This window comes from Amycolatopsis sp. NPDC003676, from assembly GCF_053587275.1.
In genome coordinates, this window is the sequence record NZ_JBSFNS010000108.1 from 1 (window position 1) to 21,345 (window position 21,345).

Here is a 21,345-nt window from a genome sequence, read left to right on the forward strand (position 1 = left end):
CCCTGCTCAGCGCGGCCCGTCGATCTTCGTCTCGAATTTGCCGAACTTCATGACGGTGTCTTGTTCGTGGCCGTCGTAGATCTCAGCGGCCTTGCTGACCTTGCCTTGGAAGGATTCGACGCCGCTCTTGAGAAGTTCGAGCAGCTCCTTCAGATCGTCGAGCTTGCTTGTGTAGGTCTGCTTGACTGCCAGCCCGATCAGTCCCCAGGACTTGTCGGTCACGTCGGCGTGGTTGATGAGGTCGCCGAACTTTCCCGCCTCGCCCTTGTACCGGTCGAGTCCGGTGGAGTACTTGGCAAGGGCGGCGGTGTCGACCTTGTGGCCGCCGTTCGTCGGGCTCATCGGCGCCCCTCTTCGTCGTCGAACAAGTTCTTGAGGAACTGGTCGCCCGCCGAAGCCGACGGCGGTGCCGGCGGAGGTGCCGGAGTCGCCCGGTTGTCGTCGCGAAGCAGATCGTTGTTCGCGAAGTCCTCGTCGTCCCGGGCCGGTGCTGCCTGCCGCGGCTGCTCCTCCGGCAGATTGGACTCCAGTTCTTCGACAGTGGTTCCCAAACCAGCTGCCTGAGCTTCCAGGACCTGATCGGACACGTTCAACCCGAAGGCCGTGCCCACGTGCTCGTCGACGATCCCGGCCTGCTTGCGAGCGGATTCGGCGACGGCCTGGTGCAGGGTCGCCAGGATCGAGGTCGCCAGCTGGTCGGGCTGTTGCCGGAGCGCGTCCGGGGTGAGCCGGAGGTCTTTGATCGATCCGCTCGGGCCCGCGACGACGGTGACCGCACGATCCGGCGACATCACTTCGGCCTCGAGCGCGTTCAGCTCCTCCTGCATGTCGCCGACTTTCGCGAACTGCGCTTCGGCCTGCTTGAGCTTCGACTGGAACTTGTCGAACTCGGCGACGAGTCGTTCCATCTCTGCCGACATCGGCGGTCACCCCTTCCCCTGGTCCGTCACGTGCTGTGCGGATTATGCCGCTTCTGTCAGGTTCGCGCCGCAGGGTCAGCGAATCCGGCATGGGTGATTCATCGCGGGGTCGGGACGAAAGTTCCCGGGATTTGGTCACGAAAAGGTAACGAACATATCGGGCGAACAGCCCCTCCCTGGACGCCGAACCGCCGAACATACTGTGGGCCGAACGGAGCATCGCAGGTCAGCGCCGCGGCCCCGGCCGGTCGTGCGGCGAGGGGCGGGCAACTCGGCCCAGTTCGTGGGATATTCACCCCTTCGGTCGACGTTCCCACGATTGATCACCGCATTGACAGTGCGTGCGGTTCGCCAGAGTATTTCGCGCATGTCCTTTCCGGTTGCCCTGGTGTGGCGTCTGCACGTGGATCTGCGCCAGCAGGCCAGTGCGCTGTGTAGGGATTCCTGACCTTTTCTCCCGGCCGCGTCCGGCTGGCTGATTTCTCTTGCCCCGCAACGGGTTTGCCTGACCCGAGGGGATGAACGCTTTCTCTGTTCGGCGTGGGTTTCGCGCGGGTTTCGTGCTGCCTTCAGAACGGGGAAAGAAGTGCCTTCGCGGGCGCTTCACGGGAACACAAACAGGGAGACACAATGCGATTCAGCTCCTCCTCGGGCGCCCCGCCCCGATGGCGGAAAGCGCTGACCGTCGCCGGCGCGGTCGCGCTCGCGATCGGTGCGGTGACCTACACCGGGTCGACCACCAGCGCTTACGCCGACGTTCAGGTGGTCACCGACGCCAAAACCGCGTCCGACGGCAAGCAGTACTGGGTGCAGAACCACCTGGTCAGCAAAGACCTTGCCGCGCAAGCGCGTTCCGCCGACGGCACGCCGAAGAAGTGGCTGCTGGTCTGGGCCGGCGACGAGAACATCGCCGACACCGCGGTGAAGGACGTCAAAAACCTGCCGGGTTCGCTCGGCGGCGGCCTCGGCAAAGTCAAGAATGCCTTGCCTGGCCCCGATTTCCTCGCGGTGATCGACGCGACGCAGGGCTCGCCGACGTACGGCAAGGTGGTGAACACCGCGACCGTCGGGCCGCTCGTCGAGAACGAGCCGCACCACATGCAGTACGTGTGGCACAAGGGCGACACGATTTACGCTGGCGCGTTGTTCGCCGCGGCGACGTACGCGTTTGACGTAAGTGCGTTGCCACAGTTGAAACTCAAGGGCATCAGCTTGCCGACGCAGACGCTCGGCGGGTCTGTGCCGGACGCGTACTGGGTGCTGAAGGACGGCACCGCCTACGGCACGTACATGGGCGGTCCGGTCGTGCCCGGTCCGTACGCGTACCAGGACGGCTCCACGCAGATCGGCAACGGTTTCGCCGGCAGCCCGGGCGAGGTCGTGCACTTCGACCAGAACGCGCAGGTGCTGTCGCAGAATCCGGCGGCGACCCCGCAGGGCGACAACGCGAAGCTGTGCGACAACCTGCCACAGCTGGGCAAACCGTCCTGCGCGAACCCGCACGGCGTTCAGGCGCGCGAGGATCTCAACACCCTCGTCACCAGTGACTACGCCGAACCGCGCAACATCATTCTCGACCCGGTGAAGCAGCCGTCGCCGTATCTGCGCCGGCCGACGATCCGCACCTGGGACATCTCCGACCGCAATCACCCGAAGCTGAAGGCGGTGTCCTACCTGCAAGACGGCCCGCGGGCGAACCCGGCGGATCCGCTGCACTCGGAAAGCCGCGCGGTCATGGAGACCACGGTGACGAACAAGCCCGGCCACAAGGGCGCGTTCGCCGAGACGATGCAGGGCGGCGCGATCTTCTACACGCCGGACATCACGGCGAAGGATCCGCACTGGATCGAGGTCTTCGACGACGGCACCGCGGGCAAGCCGATCTACTCGCAGAACGACTCGAACGGCGCGAGCTCCAACGGCGGCTGGCTGCAGACCAGCCCGGACGACCGGTTCCTGTACCACGCGGTGCAGGGCAGGCAGAAGGGCGCGCTCGGCCCGGACGACCCCGGCACCACCGGCGGCGTGTACGTGCTCGACATCCAGAAGCTGGTCGCGGCCGGCGACAAGGTCGAGGACATCAAGGGCCGCGTCGACACCAAGGAGAAGGCGCAGCAGGGCGGCGGGGGAGACCTGCCGACCGTCGTCGGTTCCGCGCCGATCAACCCGGGTGTTCCCGGGGCGGGCCCGCACTGGGGCGCGTACGACAACTTCGCGCTCGGCCAGGACGGTCTCTACCACGAAACCGAGCAGCCGCAGCACATCGCGGTGTCGAACTACTTCGTCGCCCGGTCCGGTTTGGACGGTGACCACAAGGTCAACCTGCTGAACCTCTCGCCGGACGGGAAGCTCGCGGTCGATCAGAACTTCCGCGACGAGTTCACCGGGCAGGTCGGCCTCAACTTCAACCGGAAGTCGTGGCCGCACGGGGACTTCGGCAACGCCAAGCCGCACTCCGAGCTGTTCGTGGTCGCCGACCAGAACGTGAAGTAACTCCCGCTGGACGCGTGCCGTGAAGGACTCCTTGAGGGAATCAGATTCCCTCAAGGGGCCCTTCACGGACCGGCCCCGAGGACAAGTCCGGAAGGTCTCCATGGATCACCACGTCACTCCGGTCGCCACCGGATCGTCCGGTGTGGACAGTGCCGCGCTGGTGCTGCGGTTGATATTGCTGCTGGCGACGGCATTCCTCGCCGGTGCCGGGATTCTGCGCCCGCTCGTCGGCCCGCTGCCGCGCAAGCTGTGGATCACCACCGGCGCGCTGGGCGTCGGTTCGGCGGTGCTGGCCGCGGTGTCGGCGGCGACGGTCGACGTCAACCTCGTCGCGCTGATCGTCCACGTTGTGCTCGCGCTGGCGGTGCCGGTGCTGCTGCGGTGGCCCTCGGCGGGCCGTTGGGCTTCGCTCGCGCTGGTCGTGCTCGTGGTGCTGGAGACCTCCGTCGATGGCGCGGGGATCTCCTTCGCTATCGACACCGTGTACGTCGCCGCGGCCGCGCTCTGGTTCGGCGTGACGCTGTTGTCGGCTTGGGTGCCGGTGGAGCAGTGGCGCTCGACGCCGTTGCGCGTCGGTCCGCTGTCGGTGAGTCTCGCCGGACTGTTGACGCTCGCAGGCGTCGTGCAACTCGGCGTCTCCGGGGTCGCTTTCGACCGACGGCTGTACGAAACGCTCTTCGGTATCTCGCTGATCGCGGTGGTCCTGCTGCCCGCAGCAGTGACCGTCGTGTCGGCAATCTTGTTGTCTCGCAACGCTTCCATTCGTGGCTACCGCTACGGCGTCGCCGGTGTCGCACTCGGTTTCGTCGCGTGGAGCGCGCTTGCCGCGGTGCCGCAGCCAGCCCCGCTGCCCGTGCCCGGGGTGCCGGTGCTGGCCGACGCGACAGTCGGCGGCGCGACCGTGCCGGTGCTGGTCAGTCCGCACCGGCCCGGGCGCAATCTCGTGCACTTCCCTTCGAGTGCGGGGACGGACCTGTCCGCTGGCGTCGAGGGCGGGATCGTGACCACCGCGGCGGCGCGGGCCGGTGCGGAAGGCAGCTGGGCCGAGGTCGAGCTTCCGGCCGGACGCAGCACTCTCGTGGTGCGCAAGGGCGACGCGACCACCACGGTCGACGTCGACGCGGGCACCGAGACGGGTCCGGCGGTTTCGGACGCCGACGCGCCGGAATGCGCGGAAGCCGCACTCGGCGGCCTGGTGGCGCAGAAACGCGACGTGCTCACCAGTTGTCCTTCGGACGCGTTGTCACCGGAGGACCGCGGTTCGCTGGTGAAGCTGGTCGAGTTTCTCGCTCCGCGAAAGCCGTCGGCGATCACGCTGGTCGAAGACAAGTCGCCGCGTGGGGTGCAAGCCGCGCAGCTCGTCCGCGAGACCGCCGCGCGCGTCGGTCTGCCGGTGCGCCCGGACGCGGCGGCCGACACCGCGCTGGTGGTCGTCTCCGGCTGGAGCGACGGATACCTCGCGATGAGCCGCGCCGCCGAATCGCAGCGGCTCAAACCGACCCACCAGTTCGGCCTGTACCTCGCGCCGTGGCTGCTCAACGGACCCATCGTCAACACCGTCGCCAGCGCGGCCATGCCGCTGCGCTTCGACCCGCGCGACCAGCTCGCGGTGAGCTACGCGGTGGCCGTCGGCAACAGCTTCGGCGGGGAAAGCCCGTCGCTGGGCGGTTTCCGGACCTGGCTCGGTCCACAGTGGACAGCGGTGAACGGCGAGGTGCAGCTCTTCGCGGCCGCGCAGGTCAACGCGATGCCGATGTACCCCGGCGAACCGCACGCGCCCGGCATGCAGGCCGCGCGCGACTACGCCGGGCAGTGGATCCCCGACGGAACCATCGTCCCGATCAGCGGCGCGCTCCGCTGACCCGAAAAACCCCGAAGAAAGGAAAACCCCTGATGAAACGCATTGCCGCCCGGATCCTGCTGCCGCTCGCCGCGGCCGGGGCGTTCGCCGGATTCGCTGGGGGAGCGGCCAACGCCGCCACCCCGGAGACGTCCGCCGCCGCTCAGCCCGCCGCTGGCCTGCCTTCGTTGCCGACGGGCGGCCTGCCCTCGCTCCCGACCGGCGGCTTGCCGTCGCTGCCGACTGGCGGTTTGCCGTCCTTGCCGACCGGCGGCCTCCCGTCCCTCCCGACCGGTGGCCTGCCCTCGCTGCCTTCCGTGCCGAACCTGCCCACCCCGGGCCTGCCCGGCGTCCCGGGAGCACCGACCGGCGGCGGCCCGTCGGTCTGGGTCGTCCCCGGCCTCGACGCGGGCAGCCTCCTCGGCCCGACCACCCAAGCCCCGGCCCAGCTTCTCGCGCCGGTGTTCAACGCCATCACCGCCGTTTCCTGAGCACAGAAGGAGAAAGCCATGAAAAAGACCGTCGTCCGAGCTGTCGCCGCCACCGCGCTCGCCGGAGCCGCCGTGCTCGGCGCCGCCGCGCCCGCGCTGGCCGCGACGCAGGACCAGCCCGGTGTCACCGTCGTCGACGAGCCGGACACGTCGAACCTGAACAACATCTGGACGTTCGCGCCGCTGGGCGTCCCGGTGCTGGGCCTGATCCAGTCGCTGAACGGCGTTCCCGGCCGGATCCTGCCCGGCTGACCCCGTCTCCGCCGGTGGTTCCCCTCGTCCCCGGGAACCACCGGCGGCTCCCGGCGAAAGAACGAGGAACATGGACAGACAGCTGATCGGCAGGCTCGCGATCGCGGGCATCGCGGTGGCCGCCGTCGCCGCGATCGTGGTGATCCTCGGCACCGGCGACGCTCCAACGCCCGCTCCGGCCGCGATATCCGCGCCGACCGCCGAAGTGCCGCAGCGCGCCCCAGACCGCACCATCACCCGCACCCTGGCCCCGACGACGTCCACCGCGCCAGTCGCGCCCGCGCCGTCCAGCTGGCAGATCACTTACGAACTCGCTGGCTCCGGCACCGCCACCGTGGTCTACGACGACAACGGCCTCGGCCTGGTGCACCAGGAGCTGTCGGTGCCGTTGCCCTGGAGCAAGACCCTGACCTGGCCGAAGACCGCCGTCGCGCCGACTGTGCAGTTGATGGGCCAGTCGAGCGGCGCGGTCGAATGCCGGATCTCGGTGAACGGCGTGCTGGCGCGGTCCGCGAAAGCCGCGGACGGCGAGGTGGCCAACTGTGCGGGACGGCTCAGCTGAGGTCCTTGGCGAACCAGTGCTCGGCGTACTGGTCGTCGTTGAAGGCCTCGACCTCGGCGTAGCCCATCGACGCGTAGAGCGCGCGTGCTTCGACCAGGTCGTCCCGGGTGTCCAGCCGCATCCGGGTCGAGCCCAGCCGCTTCGCCGCTTCTTCAGTCGCCGCGACGATCAGCTTGCCGCCGCCGTGCCCGCGATGCTCCGGGCGCACGTACACCTTCGTCAACGCGCTCAGCCCGGGCTCGACCACCCGGACGCCGACACAACCGGCTGGCTTCCCCTCGCGATAAGCCAAAAGGAACGCCCCGGTCGGCGCGACGAGGCCGTCGCTGGGCTCGTCGGCGAGCGCCGCGTCCACCTCGGCGGGCGTCGCCGGGCGGCCGTAGTACCGCGACGCCAGCTCGTCCATGTACTCGCGCAGGATCGCCGCCGCGTCGGGGTGTTCGGCCGGGAATTCGCTGATCTTCCAGTCCACGTCCCTCATCTTGGGGAGTCCGTCCACCGATTTCCCCGGCAGGTACCGTGCAGAACGGCAGGGGAACCGAACGAGGAGGCGACATGGACGGCAGCGAGAAGGTCGACCAGCCGGGGGACAAGAAGACCGGCGGCAGCCATGCCGCGCCGGAGGGGGCTGGAGTGCACCCGCTGATCGATCTGTCGCGCGACCCCAACCCGGGCAAGCCCGACCACGCGAAGCCCGACGAGGACTGACCCGCGGCCCGGCCCGGCGGGTGCACACCGCCGGGCCGGGTTTCGCGGCCGCGCCCCGGTGAGGTGATCGTCACCCCGGGACGCGAGTCCATTGTGGAACAGCCGGCGGCTCTTCTCCTTGCCGCCGAAGAATTTCTCTCACGTTCTTAACGCCGCCGCGTCTTCCGGGCGAACCGCCCAGACGGGCTTTCTCGGCAGCGGGGCGCGGTGTCGGCGGTGCGCAGGGGTCTTGCCGCCGATGGGCCTGGCGCACGCCAGGAGCGCGATGCCGAAGGTCCGTGAGGGGAACCCTGAGGAACTCTGATTCCCTCAGGGTTCCCCTCACGGACTTTTCGCGGCAACGGAGCCACACCGCCCGTCTCGCCAGGCTGTGCTCCGCGTCCCCTGGCCAGCACGCCACAACGAACCCGCCACACGCCGCGCCGCTGAGAACACCCCAATGTGGCATTGGGTGCATCTGACGCACCGAACGCCGCATTGGGTGCGCTGAACGCACCGAACGCCCCATTGGGGCGCGGGAAGCCGCGGGGTCCGGCGCGCGGGGTCCGGCGCGAGTCCATTCATTGGTCGCCCCGTCCCGGCATGCGAACCCGAGTGCGCCCTGACCGCGGGAACCGGCTCCGGAATAGCCTCCCGGAGCCCGGCGTTCTGTATGCCGGGAAGTCCCGCGCGGCGCCGTCCCAAGGCCCCGATCTGGGGTTACGATGACCGGTCGGCGACCGTAGCGACCCCCCGCCCGGACCGCTCCGCGAGTGGACGGGTATCTTTGGAGACCGTGCCCGGCAGGCGTCGGGCCGCTCCGCGTGCCGTTGGGCATGAGCGGGGTGCTTTTGCACCCGGTTCACCAGCCTCGCCACGTGGGGTTCCGACGGAAAATCCCTCCGGGAAGTTACCGGTCGAGAGACCGTGACGCGGGCCGACACGCCCGACCGCGGGGACCGGTGAAGACACGAAGAAGCAAGATCACGACAGGAAGCTGGTCCATTGCCCACGATCCAGCAGCTGGTCCGCAAGGGCCGCCAGGACAAGGCTGCCAAGCAGAAGACCGCGGCCCTCAAGGGGAGCCCGCAGCGTCGTGGCGTGTGCACCCGCGTGTACACCACGACTCCCAAGAAGCCGAACTCGGCCTTGCGCAAGGTTGCTCGTGTGAAGCTGACCAGCGGTATCGAGGTCACCGCGTACATCCCGGGTGAAGGCCACAACCTCCAGGAGCACTCGATGGTGCTCGTGCGCGGCGGCCGGGTTAAGGACCTGCCGGGTGTTCGCTACAAGATCATCCGCGGTTCGCTCGACACCCAGGGTGTGAAGAACCGCAAGCAGGCGCGCAGCCGGTACGGCGCGAAGAAGGAGAAGAGCTAATGCCTCGCAAGGGTCCGGCGCCGAAGCGGCCGCTGATCTCCGACCCCGTCTACGCCTCCCCGCTGGTCACCCAGCTGGTGAACAAGGTGCTGAAGGACGGCAAGCGGTCCCTGGCCGAGCGCATTGTCTACGGCGCTCTCGAAGGCGCTCGCGAGAAGACCGGCACCGACCCGGTCGTCACGCTGAAGCGCGCGCTCGACAACGTGAAGCCCACCATCGAGGTGAAGAGCCGCCGCGTCGGTGGCGCCACCTACCAGGTGCCGATCGAGGTCAAGCCCGGCCGCTCCACCACGCTGGCGCTGCGCTGGCTGGTCTCGTTCTCGCAGGCCCGCCGCGAGAAGACGATGATCGAGCGGCTGCAGAACGAGCTGCTGGACGCGAGCAACGGCCTTGGCGCCAGCGTCAAGCGCCGCGAAGACACGCACAAGATGGCCGAGTCCAACAAGGCCTTCGCGCACTACCGCTGGTGATGACCGCCCGGCTGCCGATAGAAGCCATGCCGGGCCCCACGTTCGAGACAGGGGAACATTCTCGTGGCACGTGAAGTGCTGACCGACCTCAACAAGGTCCGCAACATCGGCATCATGGCGCACATCGACGCCGGTAAGACCACCACCACCGAGCGGATCCTGTTCTACACCGGGATCAACTACAAGCTCGGCGAAGTCCACGACGGCGCCGCCACCATGGACTGGATGGAGGAGGAGCAGAAGCGGGGCATCACCATCACCTCGGCTGCCACCACCACCTTCTGGAACGACTACCAGATCAACCTGATCGACACCCCCGGGCACGTCGACTTCACCGTCGAGGTGGAGCGCAACCTGCGGGTGCTCGACGGCGCGGTCGCCGTCTTCGACGGCAAGGAAGGCGTCGAGCCGCAGTCCGAGCAGGTCTGGCGGCAGGCGGACAAGTACGACGTCCCGCGCATCTGCTTCGTCAACAAGATGGACAAGCTGGGCGCGGACTTCTACTACACCCTGCAGACCATCTCGGACCGCCTCGGCGTCCGGCCGCTGGCCATCCAGCTGCCGATCGGCGCGGAGAACGAGTTCGAGGGCGTCATCGACCTGGTCCGGATGAAGGCCCTGGTCTGGCGCGGCGAGGTGCAGAAGGGCGACGACTACTCCGTCGAGGACATCCCGGCCGAGCTGGCCGACCGCGCCGCCGAGTACCGCGAGAAGCTGATCGAGGCCGTCGCCGAGACCGACGACGCGCTGATGGAGAAGTTCCTCGAGGGCGAAGAGCTGACGCAGGACGAGATCAAGGGCGGCATCCGCAAGCTGGTCGTCACCCGCGAGGCGTTCCCGGTCCTGGCCGGCTCCGCGTTCAAGAACAAGGGCGTGCAGCCGATGCTGGACGCGGTCATCGACTACCTGCCGTCGCCGCTGGACGTGCCGCCGGTCGAGGGTCTGCTGCCGGACGGCGAGACCCCGGTCACCCGGCACGCGACGACCGAGGAGCCGTTCTCCGCGCTCGCGTTCAAGATCGCCGCGCACCCGTTCTTCGGCAAGCTGACCTACATCCGGGTCTACTCGGGCAAGGTCGCCTCCGGCGCACAGGTCGTCAACGCGACCAAGGAGCGCAAGGAGCGCATCGGGAAGATCTTCCAGATGCACTCCAACAAGGAGAACCCGGTCGACGAGGCTTTGGCCGGCCACATCTACGCGGTCATCGGCCTGAAGGACACCACCACCGGTGACACCCTGGCCGACGCGCAGAACCCGGTCGTTCTCGAGTCGATGACCTTCCCGGACCCGGTCATCAAGGTGGCCATCGAGCCGAAGACCAAGGCCGACCAGGAGAAGCTCTCCCTGGCGATCCAGAAGCTGGCCGAGGAAGACCCCACGTTCCAGGTCAACCTGGACGAGGACACCGGCCAGACGATCATCGCCGGCATGGGCGAGCTGCACCTCGAGGTGCTGGTCAACCGGATGAAGTCCGACTACAAGGTCGAGGCGAACATCGGCAAGCCGCAGGTCGCCTACCGCGAGACCATCAAGAAGACCGTGGACAAGCTCGACTACGTCCACAAGAAGCAGACCGGTGGTTCCGGCCAGTTCGCGAAGGTCATCGTGAAGCTGGAGCCGCTCGAGCGCACCGACGGTGCTCTCTACGAGTTCGACAACAAGGTCACCGGTGGCCGCGTGCCGCGGGAGTACATCCCGTCGGTCGACGCGGGCGCACAGGACGCCATGCAGTACGGCGTGCTGGCCGGCTACCCGCTCGTCGGGTTGAAGTTCACCTTGTTGGATGGCGCGTACCACGAGGTCGACTCTTCCGAAATGGCGTTCAAGATCGCCGGTTCCATGGCGATGAAGGAAGCCGCGAAGAAGGCCGGCCCGGTCATCCTCGAGCCGATGATGGCCGTCGAGGTCACGACTCCCGAGGACTACATGGGTGACGTGATCGGCGACCTCAACTCCCGCCGTGGCCAGATCCAGGCCATGGAGGAGCGCGCCGGTACCCGTGTCGTGAAGGCACTGGTCCCGCTGTCGGAGATGTTCGGCTACGTCGGCGATCTGCGGTCCCGTACCCAGGGCCGGGCGAACTACTCCATGGTGTTCGACTCCTACGCCGAGGTTCCCGCGAACGTCGCGAAGGAAATCATCGCGAAGGCGACGGGGGAGTAATCCCCTCCGCTCGCGGGCATTAAGGGACTCTCCTGAACGTCCGCAGCAACGACGAAGGAACATTCGCGGGGCGGCAGCCACGCTGCCCCGCGAGCACAAAGCAAATCCAGTCCAGGAGGACATTCCAGTGGCGAAGGCGAAGTTCGAGCGGAGCAAGCCGCACGTCAACATCGGCACCATCGGTCACGTCGACCACGGCAAGACCACGCTGACCGCGGCGATCACCAAGGTTCTGCACGACGCGTACCCGGAGCTGAACGAGGCCCGTGCGTTCGACCAGATCGACAACGCGCCGGAAGAGAAGCAGCGCGGTATTACGATCAACATCTCGCACGTCGAGTACCAGACCGAGAAGCGTCACTACGCGCACGTGGACGCCCCCGGTCACGCTGACTACATCAAGAACATGATCACCGGTGCCGCGCAGATGGACGGCGCGATCCTGGTGGTCGCGGCCACCGACGGCCCGATGCCGCAGACCCGCGAGCACGTGCTGCTGGCCCGCCAGGTCGGCGTGCCCTACATCGTCGTGGCGCTGAACAAGGCCGACATGGTCGACGACGAGGAAATCCTCGAGCTCGTCGAGCTGGAGGTCCGCGAGCTGCTGTCCTCGCAGGAGTTCCCGGGCGACGACGCGCCGGTCGTGCGCGTCTCCGGCCTCAAGGCTCTCGAGGGCGACCAGAAGTGGGCCGACGCCGTGCTCGAGCTGATGCACGCCGTCGACGACAACGTGCCGGACCCGGTGCGCGAACTCGAGAAGCCCTTCCTGATGCCGATCGAGGACGTCTTCACGATCACCGGCCGCGGCACCGTCGTGACCGGTCGCGTGGAGCGCGGCCAGGTCAACGTCAACGAAGAGGTCGAGATCGTGGGTATCCGCGAGAAGTCGACCAAGACCACCGTCACCGGTGTCGAGATGTTCCGCAAGCTGCTCGACTCGGGCCAGGCGGGCGACAACGTCGGCCTCCTGCTGCGCGGCATCAAGCGCGAGGACGTCGAGCGCGGCCAGGTCGTCGTGAAGCCGGGCACCACCACCCCGCACACCGAGTTCGAGGGCCGGGTCTACATCCTGTCCAAGGACGAGGGCGGACGGCACACCCCGTTCTTCAACAACTACCGCCCGCAGTTCTACTTCCGCACCACCGACGTGACCGGCGTCGTGACCCTCCCCGAGGGCACCGAGATGGTCATGCCGGGCGACAACACGGACATCAGCGTCGTGCTGATCCAGCCGGTCGCCATGGACGAGGGTCTGCGCTTCGCCATCCGCGAGGGTGGCCGGACCGTCGGCGCGGGCCAGGTTACCAAGATCAACAAGTGACGTCGGCGCCCTGAATTCGGGTCAATACACCCCCGAGTTCAGGGCGTCAACTCACGTGTGCGACACTATTCAGGTTGCTCGTCCTGGGGCGGCCGAACTCTTCGGGGTTCCGGCCGCCCTGGCACGAGTGGCCACGGTCCGTGGAGCTCTTCCTTCGGGTGAGGCTAGCGGGCAAAGGCCAGTAGGGACGACCGCGGTGCTTGTTCAGACCAGGTCGGCCCGCGGCCTCCTCACGTAAGAGGAAGACCAGGCAAGACGACGATCCTTAGGGATCCGTCTGTGCGGCGGGCGCGACACGCCCGACCGCGTGGACCGGGGACAGGGCCGTTGAACTGCTGAAACCCGGGCTCCGGCCCAGGTTGACGAGACAAAGCGGCACGAGACGACAAGGAACGCAGCCACCATGGCGGGACAGAAGATCCGCATCCGGCTCAAGGCCTACGACCACGAGGCGATCGACACCTCGGCGCGCAAGATCGTGGAAACGGTCACGCGCACCGGCGCCCGTGTTGTCGGGCCGGTGCCGCTGCCTACCGAGAAGAACGTTTACTGCGTCATCCGCTCGCCGCACAAGTACAAGGACTCGCGCGAGCACTTCGAGATGCGCACGCACAAGCGTCTGATCGACATCCTCGACCCGACGCCGAAGACGGTGGACGCGCTCATGCGCATCGACCTCCCGGCGAGCGTCGACGTCAACATCCAGTAAGCGTTGGGCGAGCGGCGGAGATAAGAACTCATGTCTGACAGGCAAATGAAGGGCATCCTGGGCACCAAGCTCGGCATGACCCAGGTCTTCGACGAGCAGAACCGGGTCGTCCCGGTCACTGTCGTCAAGGCCGGACCGAACGTGGTGACCCAGGTTCGGACCACTGACAAAGACGGCTACGCGGCCGTGCAGCTGGCGTTCGGCGCGATCGACCCGCGCAAGGTGAACAAGCCGCGCACCGGCCACTTCGACAAGGCCGGCGTGACCCCGCGTCGCCACGTTGCCGAGCTGCGCACCACCGACGCCGAGACCTACGAGGTCGGCCAGGAGATCACCGCCGAGGTGTTCGAGGCCGGCACTTCGGTCGACGTGACCGGTACCAGCAAGGGCAAGGGCTACGCCGGTGTCATGAAGCGCCACGGCTTCAAGGGCCAGGGCGCGAGCCACGGTGCGCAGGCCGTGCACCGCAAGCCGGGTTCCATCGGCGGCTGCGCCACGCCCGGCCGCGTGTTCAAGGGCCTGCGGATGGCGGGCCGGATGGGTAGCGACCGGGTCACCACGCAGGGCCTGACCGTGCACGCGGTGCGTGCCGAGGACGGCCTGCTGCTGATCAAGGGCGCGGTGCCCGGTCCCAAGGGCGGCCTGCTGTTCGTGCGCAGTGCCGCGAAGGGTGGAAACTGACGATGACGAACGTCGAGCTGAAGACTCCGGCCGGTAAAGCCGACGGCACCGTCGAGCTCCCCGGGGAGATCTTCGACGTGCAGGCCAACGTCGCGCTGATGCACCAGGTCGTGGTGGGCCAGCTGGCCGCCGCGCGCCAGGGCACGCACGACACGAAGACCCGCGGTGAGGTCTCCGGTGGCGGCAAGAAGCCGTACCGGCAGAAGGGCACCGGTCGCGCCCGCCAGGGTTCGACCCGCGCGCCGCAGTTCGCCGGCGGTGGCGTCGTGCACGGCCCCACGCCGCGCGACTACACCCAGCGCACCCCGAAGAAGATGAAGGCCGCCGCTCTGCGTGGCGCCCTCTCCGACCGGGCGCGCGCCGGCCAGCTGCACGTCCTGACGGAACTGGTCTCCGGCGAGAAGCCGTCGACCAAGACCGCCAAGACGGCGATCGCCGCCGCGACCCAGGCCAAGCGCGTTCTCGTGGTCCTGCACCGCGACGAGGAGCTCGCCTGGGTGTCCGCGCGGAACCTGCCGTACGTGCACCTGATCTGGGCTGACCAGCTCAACACCTACGACGTCCTGGTCAACGACGACGTCGTGTTCACCAAGGCCGCTTACGACGCGTTCGTGGCAGGCCCCGTCCGCGGGAAGGTCGTCAAGGCCCTCGCGCGTTCGAGCGAGGTTTCGGAAGGGAGTGACGAGAAGTGAGCTCGGTCGCCATTCCGGACCCCCGCGACATCCTGCTCGCGCCGGTGATCTCCGAGAAGTCCTACGGGCTGCTCGAGGACCACAAGTACACGTTCATCGTCCGTCCGGACGCCAACAAGACCCAGATCAAGATCGCGGTCGAGAAGGTGTTCGGCGTGAAGGTCGTCAGCGTCAACACGGCCAACCGCCAGGGCAAGCGGAAGCGGACTCGTACCGGCTTCGGCAAGCGCAAGGACACCAAGCGCGCCATCGTGACTCTTTCGCCGGAAAGCAAGGCGATCGAGATCTTCGGCGGACCCACCGCGTAAAGGACTGAGCTGACAATGGGCATCCGCAAGTACAAGCCGACGACCCCGGGTCGTCGCGGTTCGAGCGTCTCGGACTTCGCCGAGATCACCCGGTCCACGCCGGAGAAGTCGCTGCTGCGTCCGCTGAGCAAGACCGGCGGCCGCAACGCCTCGGGCAAGATCACCACCCGGCACAAGGGCGGTGGCCACAAGCGCGCCTACCGCGTGATCGACTTCCGTCGTCACGACAAGGACGGCGTGCCGGCCAAGGTCGCGCACATCGAGTACGACCCCAACCGCACCGCGCGCATCGCGCTGCTGCACTACGCCGACGGCGAGAAGCGCTACATCATCGCGCCGGAGAAGCTGAAGCAGGGCGACACGGTCGAGAACGGCCCCCGCGCCGACATCAAGCCGGGCAACAACCTGCCGCTGCGCAACATCCCGGTCGGCACCGTGATCCACGCGATCGAGCTCCGCCCCGGCGGCGGCGCGAAGATGGCCCGGTCCGCCGGCGCCCGCGTGCAGCTCGTCGCCAAGGACGGTCCTTACGCCCAGCTGCGTCTCCCCTCGGGCGAGATCCGCAACGTGGACGTGCGCAACCGCGCGACCGTCGGCGAGGTCGGCAACTCGGAGCACTCGAACATCAACTGGGGCAAGGCGGGCCGCAACCGCTGGCGCGGCAAGCGCCCGACTGTCCGCGGTGTCGTGATGAACCCGGTCGACCACCCGCACGGCGGTGGCGAGGGCAAGACGTCCGGTGGTCGCCACCCGGTGAACCCGAACGGCAAGCCCGAAGGCCGCACTCGCAAGAGCAAGCCGTCCGACAAACTGATCGTCCGCCGCCGGCGTACCGGCAAGAAGCGCTGAGCAGGGAGGTAGAAGCACATGCCACGCAGCCTTAAGAAGGGCCCGTTCGTGGACGACCACCTGCTCAAGAAGGTGGACGCGCTGAACGAATCGGGCAAGAAGACCGTGATCAAGACTTGGTCGCGGCGCTCCACGATCATCCCGGACTTCCTGGGTCACACGATCGCGGTGCACGACGGCCGCAAGCACGTCCCGGTGTTCGTCACCGAGGCGATGGTGGGTCACAAGCTGGGCGAGTTCGCCCCGACGCGGACCTTCAAGGGCCACATCAAGGACGACCGCAAGTCGCGCCGCCGCTGAGCGGGCCAGAGAAAGTTAAGGGAAGCAGATGAACGCCCAGTCAAACGCCACGGCCACGGCAGAAGAGCTGCCCACGGCCGTCGCGCGGGCTCGCTTTGTCCGGGACGCGCCGATGAAGGTGCGCCGGGTCATCGAGCTCGTCAAGGGTCGTAGCGTCAGCGAGGCCTTGGCCGTGCTCCGGTTCGCGCCGCAGGCTGCCAGCACGCAGCTCGCGAAGGTCATCGCCAGCGCGGCGGCCAACGCCGAGAACAACCTCCAGCTGGACCCGGAGACGCTCTGGATCAAGTCCGCGACCGCCGACGAGGGCCCGACCCTCAAGCGCATCCGTCCGCGTGCCCAGGGCCGTGCGTACCGGATCCGCAAGCGCACCAGCCACATCACCGTGGTGGTCGAGTCGCGGCCTGCGGAGAAGAAGAGCAACAAGAAGGCAGGTGGCCGGTAGTGGGCCAGAAGATCAACCCGCACGGCTTCCGCCTGGGTATCACCACTGACTGGAAGTCGCGCTGGTACGCCGACAAGCAGTACGCGGAGTACGTGGCCGAGGACGTCAAGATCCGCAAGCTGCTCTCCACCGGCATGGAGCGCGCCGGCATCTCCAAGGTCGAGATCGAGCGCACCCGTGACCGCGTCCGCGTCGACATCCACACCGCCCGGCCGGGCATCGTCATCGGCCGCCGCGGCGCGGAGGCCGACCGGATCCGCGGCGCGCTGGAGAAGCTGACCAAGAAGCAGGTCCAGCTGAACATCCTCGAGGTGAAGAACCCCGAGGCCGACGCGCAGCTGGTCGCCCAGGGTGTCGCGGAGCAGCTGAGCAACCGCGTGGCGTTCCGCCGCGCGATGCGCAAGGCGATCCAGACCTCCATGCGCTCGCCGCAGGTCAAGGGCATCCGCGTGCAGTGCGGCGGTCGTCTCGGCGGCGCCGAGATGTCCCGTTCCGAGCACTACCGCGACGGCCGGGTCCCGCTGCACACGCTGCGCGCCGACATCGACTACGGCTTCTTCGAGGCCAAGACGACGTTCGGTCGCATCGGCGTGAAGGTGTGGATCTACAAGGGCGAGCTGGTCGGCGGCCTGAAGGCGCGCGCCGAGCGCGACGCCGCCGCGTCGGCCGCGGACCGCGCTCCGCGCCGCGACCGCGGCGACCGGCCGTCCCGCCCGCGCCGTTCCGGCGCGTCGGGCACGACCCCGACCTCGACCGAGGCCGGCCGCGCCGCCGCTGCCGCGAAGAGCGACACCGCGACCGAGGCGGCCCCGGCCACCGAGACCGCAGAAAAGACGGAGGGCTGAGACGTGCTCATCCCGCGCAGGGTCAAGCACCGCAAGCAGCACTCCCCGAAGCGCCACGGCGCCGCCAAGGGCGGTACCAAGGTCAACTTCGGCGAGTACGGCATCCAGGCGCTTGAGCACAGCTACGTGACGAACCGGCAGATCGAGTCCGCTCGTATCGCCATGACCCGTCACATCAAGCGCGGCGGCAAGGTGTGGACCACGATCTACCCGGACCGCCCGCTGACCAAGAAGCCGGCGGAAACCCGCATGGGTTCCGGCAAGGGTTCGCCCGAGTGGTGGATCGCCAACGTGAAGCCGGGTCGCGTGATGTTCGAGATCAGCTTCCCGAACGAGGAGACCGCCCGCGAGGCGCTCCGCCGCGCGATCCACAAGCTGCCCATGAAGTGCCGCATCGTGACCCGGGAAGGTGAGTTCTGATGGCTAACGGAGCCGCACAGGCATCCGAGCTGCGTGAGCTCACCGCCGAAGAGCTCGTGCTGCGTCTGAAGGAATACAAGGAGGAGCTCTTCAACCTCCGCTTCCAGATGGCGACCGGGCAGCTGGACAACAACCGTCGGCTGCGCACCGTCCGCACGGACATCGCGCGGATCTACACGGTCATGCGCGAGCGCGAGCTCGGCCTGTCCGTGGCGCCCGACGCCGAAAGTGAAGGTGCCGCATGAGCGAGGCTGCCACCGAGAAGACCGCCCGGAACTACCGCAAGGTCCGCGAGGGTTACGTCGTCTCGGACAAGATGGACAAGACGATCGTGGTCGAGCTCGAGGACCGCAAGAAGCACCCGCGCTACTCGAAGGTTCTCCGCAGCACCACCAAGGTCAAGGTGCACGACGAGAACAACGAGGCGGGCGTGGGCGACCGGGTCACGCTGATGGAGACCCGGCCGCTGTCGGCGACCAAGCGCTGGCGTCTGGTGCAGGTCGTGGAGAAGGCCAAGTAAGCAGGGCTCTTTCGGGAGTCCTTGGTTCCGCAAGGCTCGCGACAGCGAGAACCAGCGCGACATACAGGAGTTGACGTGATCCAGCAGGAGTCGCGGCTTCGGGTTGCCGACAACACGGGCGCGAAGGAAATCCTTTGCATCCGCGTGCTCGGCGGCTCCGGGCGGCGCTACGCCGGCATCGGCGACATCATCGTCGCCACCGTGAAGGACGCCATCCCGGCCGCCGGGGTGAAGAAGGGCGACGTCGTCAAGGCTGTCATCGTCCGCACGGTGAAGGAGCGCCGTCGTCCGGACGGTTCCTACATCCGGTTCGACGAGAACGCCGCCGTGCTCATCAAGAACGACAACGAGCCCCGGGGCACCCGCATCTTCGGCCCGGTGGGCCGCGAGCTGCGCGACCGAAAGTTCATGAAGATCATTTCGCTCGCGCCGGAGGTGCTGTGATGAAGGTGAAGAAGGGCGACACGGTCGTCGTCATCGCCGGCAAGGACAAGGGCGCGAAGGGCAAGGTCATTCAGGCCTACCCCGAGCGGGAGCGCGTGCTGGTCGAGGGTGTCAACCGGATCAAGAAGCACACCCGGATCACCCAGACCCAGCGTGGCGCCCAGTCCGGCGGCATCGTGACGCAGGAAGCGCCTATTCACGTGTCGAACGTGATGGTCGTGGACTCGGACGGCAAGCCGACCCGGGTGGGCTACCGCATCGGCGAGGACGGCAAGAAGGTCCGGGTCTCGCGCCGGAACGGCAAGGACATCTGACATGACCACCGCAGAGAAGATCGTGCCGCGTCTGAAGACCCGGTACCGCGAAGAGATCAAGGGCGAGCTCCAGAAGGAGTTCTCCATCCCCAACGTGCACCAGATTCCCGGCGTCGTGAAGATCGTCGTGAACATGGGTGTCGGGGACGCCGCCCGGGACAGCAAGCTGATCGACGGCGCGGTCCGCGACCTCGCCCTGATCACCGGGCAGAAGCCGGAAATCCGGAAGGCCCGCAAGTCCATCGCGCAGTTCAAGCTGCGCGAGGGACAGCCGATCGGCGCGCGCGTCACGCTGCGCGGCGACCGGATGTGGGAGTTCCTCGACCGGCTGCTGACCATCGCGCTGCCCCGTATCCGCGACTTCCGCGGCCTTTCGCCCAAGCAGTTCGACGGCAACGGCAACTACACGTTCGGTCTCAACGAGCAGTCGATGTTCCACGAGATCAACCCGGACGACATCGACCGCCCCCGCGGCATGGACGTCACCGTCGTCACCACCGCCACCACCGACGACGAGGGCCGGGCGCTGCTGCGCAAGCTCGGTTTCCCGTTCAAGGAGAACTGAGCCGATGGCCAAGAAAGCGCTAGTCAGCAAGGCTTCGAAGAAGCCGAAGTTCGCGGTGCGCGCCTACACCCGGTGCAACCGGTGCGGGCGTCCGCACTCGGTCTACCGCAAGTTCGGCCTGTGCCGGATCTGCCTCCGGGAGATGGCGCACGCGGGCGAACTGCCCGGTGTCCACAAGTCCAGCTGGTAAGGCTCGAAACTCTATTCCCAGTTCGCCACAGGCCCCGCCGATCCGGCCGGAGAACTCTCCGGCCGGGCTGGGCGGGGAACCAGGCGAGAAAGGTTGACAGGTCACCATGACGATGACCGACCCGATCGCAGACTTCTTGACCCGTCTGCGCAACGCGAACTCGGCGTACCACGACGAGGTCGTGCTTCCGCACTCGAAGATCAAGGCGAACATCGCCGAGATCCTCAAGCGCGAGGGCTACATCGCGAGCTACCGCGACGAGCCGGGCGAGAAGCACAAGAACCTCATCGTCGAGCTGAAGTACGGCCCCAACCGCGAGCGGAGCATCGCCGGCCTGCGCCGCGTCTCCAAGCCGGGTCTGCGGGTCTACGCAAAATCGACCGAACTGCCCTCCGTTCTGGGCGGCCTCGGCGTCGCGATCATCTCGACGTCCGGCGGCCTGCAGACCGACCGGCAGGCCAAGCGCAACAACGTGGGCGGCGAAGTCCTCGCCTACGTCTGGTAAGGAAGGGGGCACAGACATGTCACGCATCGGAAAGCTGCCGGTCGCCGTCCCCTCCGGGGTCGAGGTGACCATCGACGGCCAGAACGTCAAGGTCAAGGGGCCGAAGGGCACCCTGGAGCACACCGTCGCCGAGCCGATCTTCGTCGAGCGCGACGAGGACGGCACGCTCCTGGTGAAGCGTCCGGACGACGAGCGCACGAGCCGGGCTCTGCACGGCCTCACCCGCACGCTGGTGAACAACCTCGTGGTGGGCGTGACCCAGGGCTACGAGAAGAAGCTCGAAATCCACGGCGTCGGTTACCGCGTGCAGGCCAAGGGCTCGGACCTCGAGTTCGCCCTGGGCTACAGCCACCCGGTGAAGATCGAGGCTCCGGAAGGCATCACCTTCAAGGTGGAGTCGCCGACCCGGTTCTCGGTGTCCGGCATCGACAAGCAGAAGGTCGGCCAGACCGCCGCGGTCATCCGCAAGCTGCGCCGCCCGGACCCGTACAAGGGCAAGGGCCTGCGCTACGAGGGTGAGAAGATCCGCCGCAAGGTCGGAAAGACGGGTAAGTGATGAGCGACACGACTACCACGAAGCGCAAGCCGGTCGGCAAGGACATCTCGACCCGCCGCCGCGTCGCCAAGACCCGTCGGCACTTCCGCCTCCGCAAGAAGATCAGCGGCACGCCGGTGCGTCCGCGCATGGTCGTCAAGCGGTCCTCGCGGCACATCACCGTGCAGGTGATCGACGACCTCGCCGGTCACACGCTGGCGTCGGCGTCCACCCTCGAGACCGACCTCCGGTCGTTCGAGGGCGACAAGAAGGCCAAGGCGGCGAAGGTCGGCGAACTGGTGGCTTCGCGCGCCAAGGACGCCGGCATCGAAGCCGTGGTGTTCGACCGTGGCGGCAACGCCTACCACGGCCGCATCGCCGCGCTTGCCGACGCCGCCCGTGAGGCGGGGTTGAAGTTCTGATGCACATGCTCGTGAATGGAAGGAA

At 67.6% G+C, this 21,345-nt stretch carries 31 protein-coding genes; 28 read left to right on the forward strand and 3 right to left on the reverse strand.

Annotation, left to right across the window (positions count from 1 at the left end):
• Nucleotides 1-6: 6 nt before the first annotated feature.
• Together ACWDNU_RS37130 and ACWDNU_RS37135 are read right to left on the reverse strand one after the other, a co-directional pair.
• Nucleotides 7-342 (reverse strand): hypothetical protein, encoded by a 336-nt coding sequence (locus tag ACWDNU_RS37130; RefSeq protein ID WP_370932204.1) that lies wholly within the window; start codon nucleotides 340-342, stop codon nucleotides 7-9.
• Nucleotides 339-920, reverse strand: coding sequence for a YbaB/EbfC family nucleoid-associated protein (locus tag ACWDNU_RS37135; RefSeq protein WP_449672301.1), 582 nt, complete (start codon nucleotides 918-920; stop codon nucleotides 339-341). The genes ACWDNU_RS37130 and ACWDNU_RS37135 overlap by 4 nt, the downstream gene beginning before the upstream one ends.
• 630 nt (nucleotides 921-1,550) lie before the next feature.
• Between ACWDNU_RS37135 and ACWDNU_RS37140 the strand changes: the two genes are divergently transcribed.
• From ACWDNU_RS37140 to ACWDNU_RS37160, 5 genes are all read left to right on the forward strand, one after another.
• On the forward strand, nucleotides 1,551-3,413 hold the full coding sequence (locus ACWDNU_RS37140; protein ID WP_370932202.1) for a hypothetical protein: 1,863 nt from the start codon (nucleotides 1,551-1,553) through the stop codon (nucleotides 3,411-3,413).
• 100 nt (nucleotides 3,414-3,513) lie between these two features.
• Complete coding sequence (locus tag ACWDNU_RS37145) at nucleotides 3,514-5,274, forward strand: hypothetical protein (RefSeq protein WP_449672302.1); 1,761 nt, start codon at nucleotides 3,514-3,516, stop codon at nucleotides 5,272-5,274.
• Nucleotides 5,275-5,306: 32 nt separating this feature from the next.
• Nucleotides 5,307-5,744 (forward strand): hypothetical protein, encoded by a 438-nt coding sequence (locus tag ACWDNU_RS37150; protein ID WP_449672303.1) that lies wholly within the window; start codon nucleotides 5,307-5,309, stop codon nucleotides 5,742-5,744.
• Between the two features lie 18 nt (nucleotides 5,745-5,762).
• Entirely contained in the window at nucleotides 5,763-5,996 is a 234-nt protein-coding gene (locus ACWDNU_RS37155; RefSeq protein ID WP_182894656.1) for a hypothetical protein, read from the forward strand.
• Nucleotides 5,997-6,066: 70 nt separating this feature from the next.
• Nucleotides 6,067-6,558, forward strand: coding sequence for an MmpS family transport accessory protein (locus ACWDNU_RS37160; protein WP_449672304.1), 492 nt, complete (start codon nucleotides 6,067-6,069; stop codon nucleotides 6,556-6,558).
• Here the strand turns inward: ACWDNU_RS37160 and ACWDNU_RS37165 are convergent.
• Nucleotides 6,551-7,039, reverse strand: coding sequence for a GNAT family N-acetyltransferase (locus ACWDNU_RS37165; RefSeq protein WP_449672305.1), 489 nt, complete (start codon nucleotides 7,037-7,039; stop codon nucleotides 6,551-6,553). The genes ACWDNU_RS37160 and ACWDNU_RS37165 overlap by 8 nt on opposite strands.
• Nucleotides 7,040-7,113: 74 nt before the next feature.
• Here ACWDNU_RS37165 and ACWDNU_RS37170 point away from each other — a divergent pair, with 74 nt between their 5' ends.
• The 23 genes from ACWDNU_RS37170 to rplR all read left to right on the forward strand — a co-directional run bounded on the left by ACWDNU_RS37170 (nucleotide 7,114) and on the right by rplR (nucleotide 21,320).
• On the forward strand, nucleotides 7,114-7,266 hold the full coding sequence (locus tag ACWDNU_RS37170) for a hypothetical protein (RefSeq protein ID WP_344270092.1): 153 nt from the start codon (nucleotides 7,114-7,116) through the stop codon (nucleotides 7,264-7,266).
• 984 nt (nucleotides 7,267-8,250) lie between these two features.
• Nucleotides 8,251-8,625, forward strand: coding sequence for a 30S ribosomal protein S12 (rpsL, locus tag ACWDNU_RS37175; RefSeq protein ID WP_003102113.1), 375 nt, complete (start codon nucleotides 8,251-8,253; stop codon nucleotides 8,623-8,625).
• Nucleotides 8,625-9,095 carry a 30S ribosomal protein S7 gene (gene rpsG / locus ACWDNU_RS37180; protein ID WP_007031033.1) on the forward strand — a complete coding sequence of 157 codons (471 nt, stop codon included), beginning with the start codon at nucleotides 8,625-8,627 and terminating at the stop codon, nucleotides 9,093-9,095. The genes rpsL and rpsG overlap by 1 nt, the downstream gene beginning before the upstream one ends.
• Before the next feature lie 63 nt (nucleotides 9,096-9,158).
• Nucleotides 9,159-11,258 carry an elongation factor G gene (gene fusA, locus ACWDNU_RS37185; RefSeq protein ID WP_043827659.1) on the forward strand — a complete coding sequence of 700 codons (2,100 nt, stop codon included), beginning with the start codon at nucleotides 9,159-9,161 and terminating at the stop codon, nucleotides 11,256-11,258.
• A gap of 127 nt (nucleotides 11,259-11,385) precedes the next feature.
• Nucleotides 11,386-12,579 (forward strand): elongation factor Tu, encoded by a 1,194-nt coding sequence (tuf, locus tag ACWDNU_RS37190; RefSeq protein WP_037816270.1) that lies wholly within the window; start codon nucleotides 11,386-11,388, stop codon nucleotides 12,577-12,579.
• Between the two features lie 403 nt (nucleotides 12,580-12,982).
• The gene (gene rpsJ / locus ACWDNU_RS37195; protein WP_003102098.1) at nucleotides 12,983-13,288 is read left to right on the forward strand and encodes a 30S ribosomal protein S10; all 306 of its coding nucleotides are present in this window, start codon (nucleotides 12,983-12,985) and stop codon (nucleotides 13,286-13,288) included.
• Between the two features lie 30 nt (nucleotides 13,289-13,318).
• Entirely contained in the window at nucleotides 13,319-13,969 is a 651-nt protein-coding gene (gene rplC, locus ACWDNU_RS37200) for a 50S ribosomal protein L3 (protein WP_370932197.1), read from the forward strand.
• Nucleotides 13,970-13,971: 2 nt separating this feature from the next.
• Entirely contained in the window at nucleotides 13,972-14,661 is a 690-nt protein-coding gene (gene rplD, locus ACWDNU_RS37205; protein WP_344270155.1) for a 50S ribosomal protein L4, read from the forward strand.
• Nucleotides 14,658-14,969, forward strand: coding sequence for a 50S ribosomal protein L23 (rplW, locus tag ACWDNU_RS37210; RefSeq protein WP_009072304.1), 312 nt, complete (start codon nucleotides 14,658-14,660; stop codon nucleotides 14,967-14,969). Before rplD ends, rplW begins: the two co-directional genes overlap by 4 nt.
• 15 nt (nucleotides 14,970-14,984) lie before the next feature.
• On the forward strand, nucleotides 14,985-15,818 hold the full coding sequence (gene rplB, locus ACWDNU_RS37215) for a 50S ribosomal protein L2 (RefSeq protein ID WP_037816266.1): 834 nt from the start codon (nucleotides 14,985-14,987) through the stop codon (nucleotides 15,816-15,818).
• A gap of 18 nt (nucleotides 15,819-15,836) precedes the next feature.
• The gene (gene rpsS / locus ACWDNU_RS37220) at nucleotides 15,837-16,118 is read left to right on the forward strand and encodes a 30S ribosomal protein S19 (protein ID WP_003102083.1); all 282 of its coding nucleotides are present in this window, start codon (nucleotides 15,837-15,839) and stop codon (nucleotides 16,116-16,118) included.
• A 28-nt stretch (nucleotides 16,119-16,146) separates the two neighbouring features.
• Nucleotides 16,147-16,560 carry a 50S ribosomal protein L22 gene (rplV, locus tag ACWDNU_RS37225; RefSeq protein ID WP_344270166.1) on the forward strand — a complete coding sequence of 138 codons (414 nt, stop codon included), beginning with the start codon at nucleotides 16,147-16,149 and terminating at the stop codon, nucleotides 16,558-16,560.
• Nucleotides 16,560-17,405, forward strand: a complete 846-nt coding sequence (gene rpsC / locus ACWDNU_RS37230; RefSeq protein WP_370932196.1) for a 30S ribosomal protein S3 — start codon at nucleotides 16,560-16,562, stop codon at nucleotides 17,403-17,405. Before rplV ends, rpsC begins: the two co-directional genes overlap by 1 nt.
• 3 nt (nucleotides 17,406-17,408) lie before the next feature.
• The gene (gene rplP, locus ACWDNU_RS37235; RefSeq protein ID WP_009072313.1) at nucleotides 17,409-17,825 is read left to right on the forward strand and encodes a 50S ribosomal protein L16; all 417 of its coding nucleotides are present in this window, start codon (nucleotides 17,409-17,411) and stop codon (nucleotides 17,823-17,825) included.
• Nucleotides 17,825-18,070, forward strand: a complete 246-nt coding sequence (gene rpmC, locus ACWDNU_RS37240; protein WP_009072314.1) for a 50S ribosomal protein L29 — start codon at nucleotides 17,825-17,827, stop codon at nucleotides 18,068-18,070. The genes rplP and rpmC overlap by 1 nt, the downstream gene beginning before the upstream one ends.
• The gene (gene rpsQ / locus ACWDNU_RS37245) at nucleotides 18,067-18,345 is read left to right on the forward strand and encodes a 30S ribosomal protein S17 (RefSeq protein ID WP_116204582.1); all 279 of its coding nucleotides are present in this window, start codon (nucleotides 18,067-18,069) and stop codon (nucleotides 18,343-18,345) included. The genes rpmC and rpsQ overlap by 4 nt, the downstream gene beginning before the upstream one ends.
• Before the next feature lie 75 nt (nucleotides 18,346-18,420).
• Nucleotides 18,421-18,789, forward strand: a complete 369-nt coding sequence (gene rplN, locus ACWDNU_RS37250) for a 50S ribosomal protein L14 (RefSeq protein ID WP_004558867.1) — start codon at nucleotides 18,421-18,423, stop codon at nucleotides 18,787-18,789.
• Nucleotides 18,789-19,103, forward strand: coding sequence for a 50S ribosomal protein L24 (gene rplX, locus ACWDNU_RS37255; protein WP_033291190.1), 315 nt, complete (start codon nucleotides 18,789-18,791; stop codon nucleotides 19,101-19,103). The genes rplN and rplX overlap by 1 nt, the downstream gene beginning before the upstream one ends.
• A gap of 1 nt (nucleotide 19,104) precedes the next feature.
• Complete coding sequence (gene rplE / locus ACWDNU_RS37260; protein WP_037816262.1) at nucleotides 19,105-19,668, forward strand: 50S ribosomal protein L5; 564 nt, start codon at nucleotides 19,105-19,107, stop codon at nucleotides 19,666-19,668.
• A gap of 4 nt (nucleotides 19,669-19,672) precedes the next feature.
• Complete coding sequence (locus ACWDNU_RS37265) at nucleotides 19,673-19,858, forward strand: type Z 30S ribosomal protein S14 (RefSeq protein ID WP_020662790.1); 186 nt, start codon at nucleotides 19,673-19,675, stop codon at nucleotides 19,856-19,858.
• Nucleotides 19,859-19,964: 106 nt separating this feature from the next.
• Nucleotides 19,965-20,363 (forward strand): 30S ribosomal protein S8, encoded by a 399-nt coding sequence (rpsH, locus tag ACWDNU_RS37270; protein ID WP_116204586.1) that lies wholly within the window; start codon nucleotides 19,965-19,967, stop codon nucleotides 20,361-20,363.
• A gap of 16 nt (nucleotides 20,364-20,379) precedes the next feature.
• Nucleotides 20,380-20,919 carry a 50S ribosomal protein L6 gene (gene rplF / locus ACWDNU_RS37275; RefSeq protein WP_370932195.1) on the forward strand — a complete coding sequence of 180 codons (540 nt, stop codon included), beginning with the start codon at nucleotides 20,380-20,382 and terminating at the stop codon, nucleotides 20,917-20,919.
• Nucleotides 20,919-21,320: a 50S ribosomal protein L18 gene (rplR, locus tag ACWDNU_RS37280; RefSeq protein WP_116204588.1), complete on the forward strand. Its 402-nt coding sequence runs from the start codon at nucleotides 20,919-20,921 to the stop codon at nucleotides 21,318-21,320. The genes rplF and rplR overlap by 1 nt, the downstream gene beginning before the upstream one ends.
• The last annotated feature ends 25 nt before the right edge of the window (nucleotides 21,321-21,345 follow it).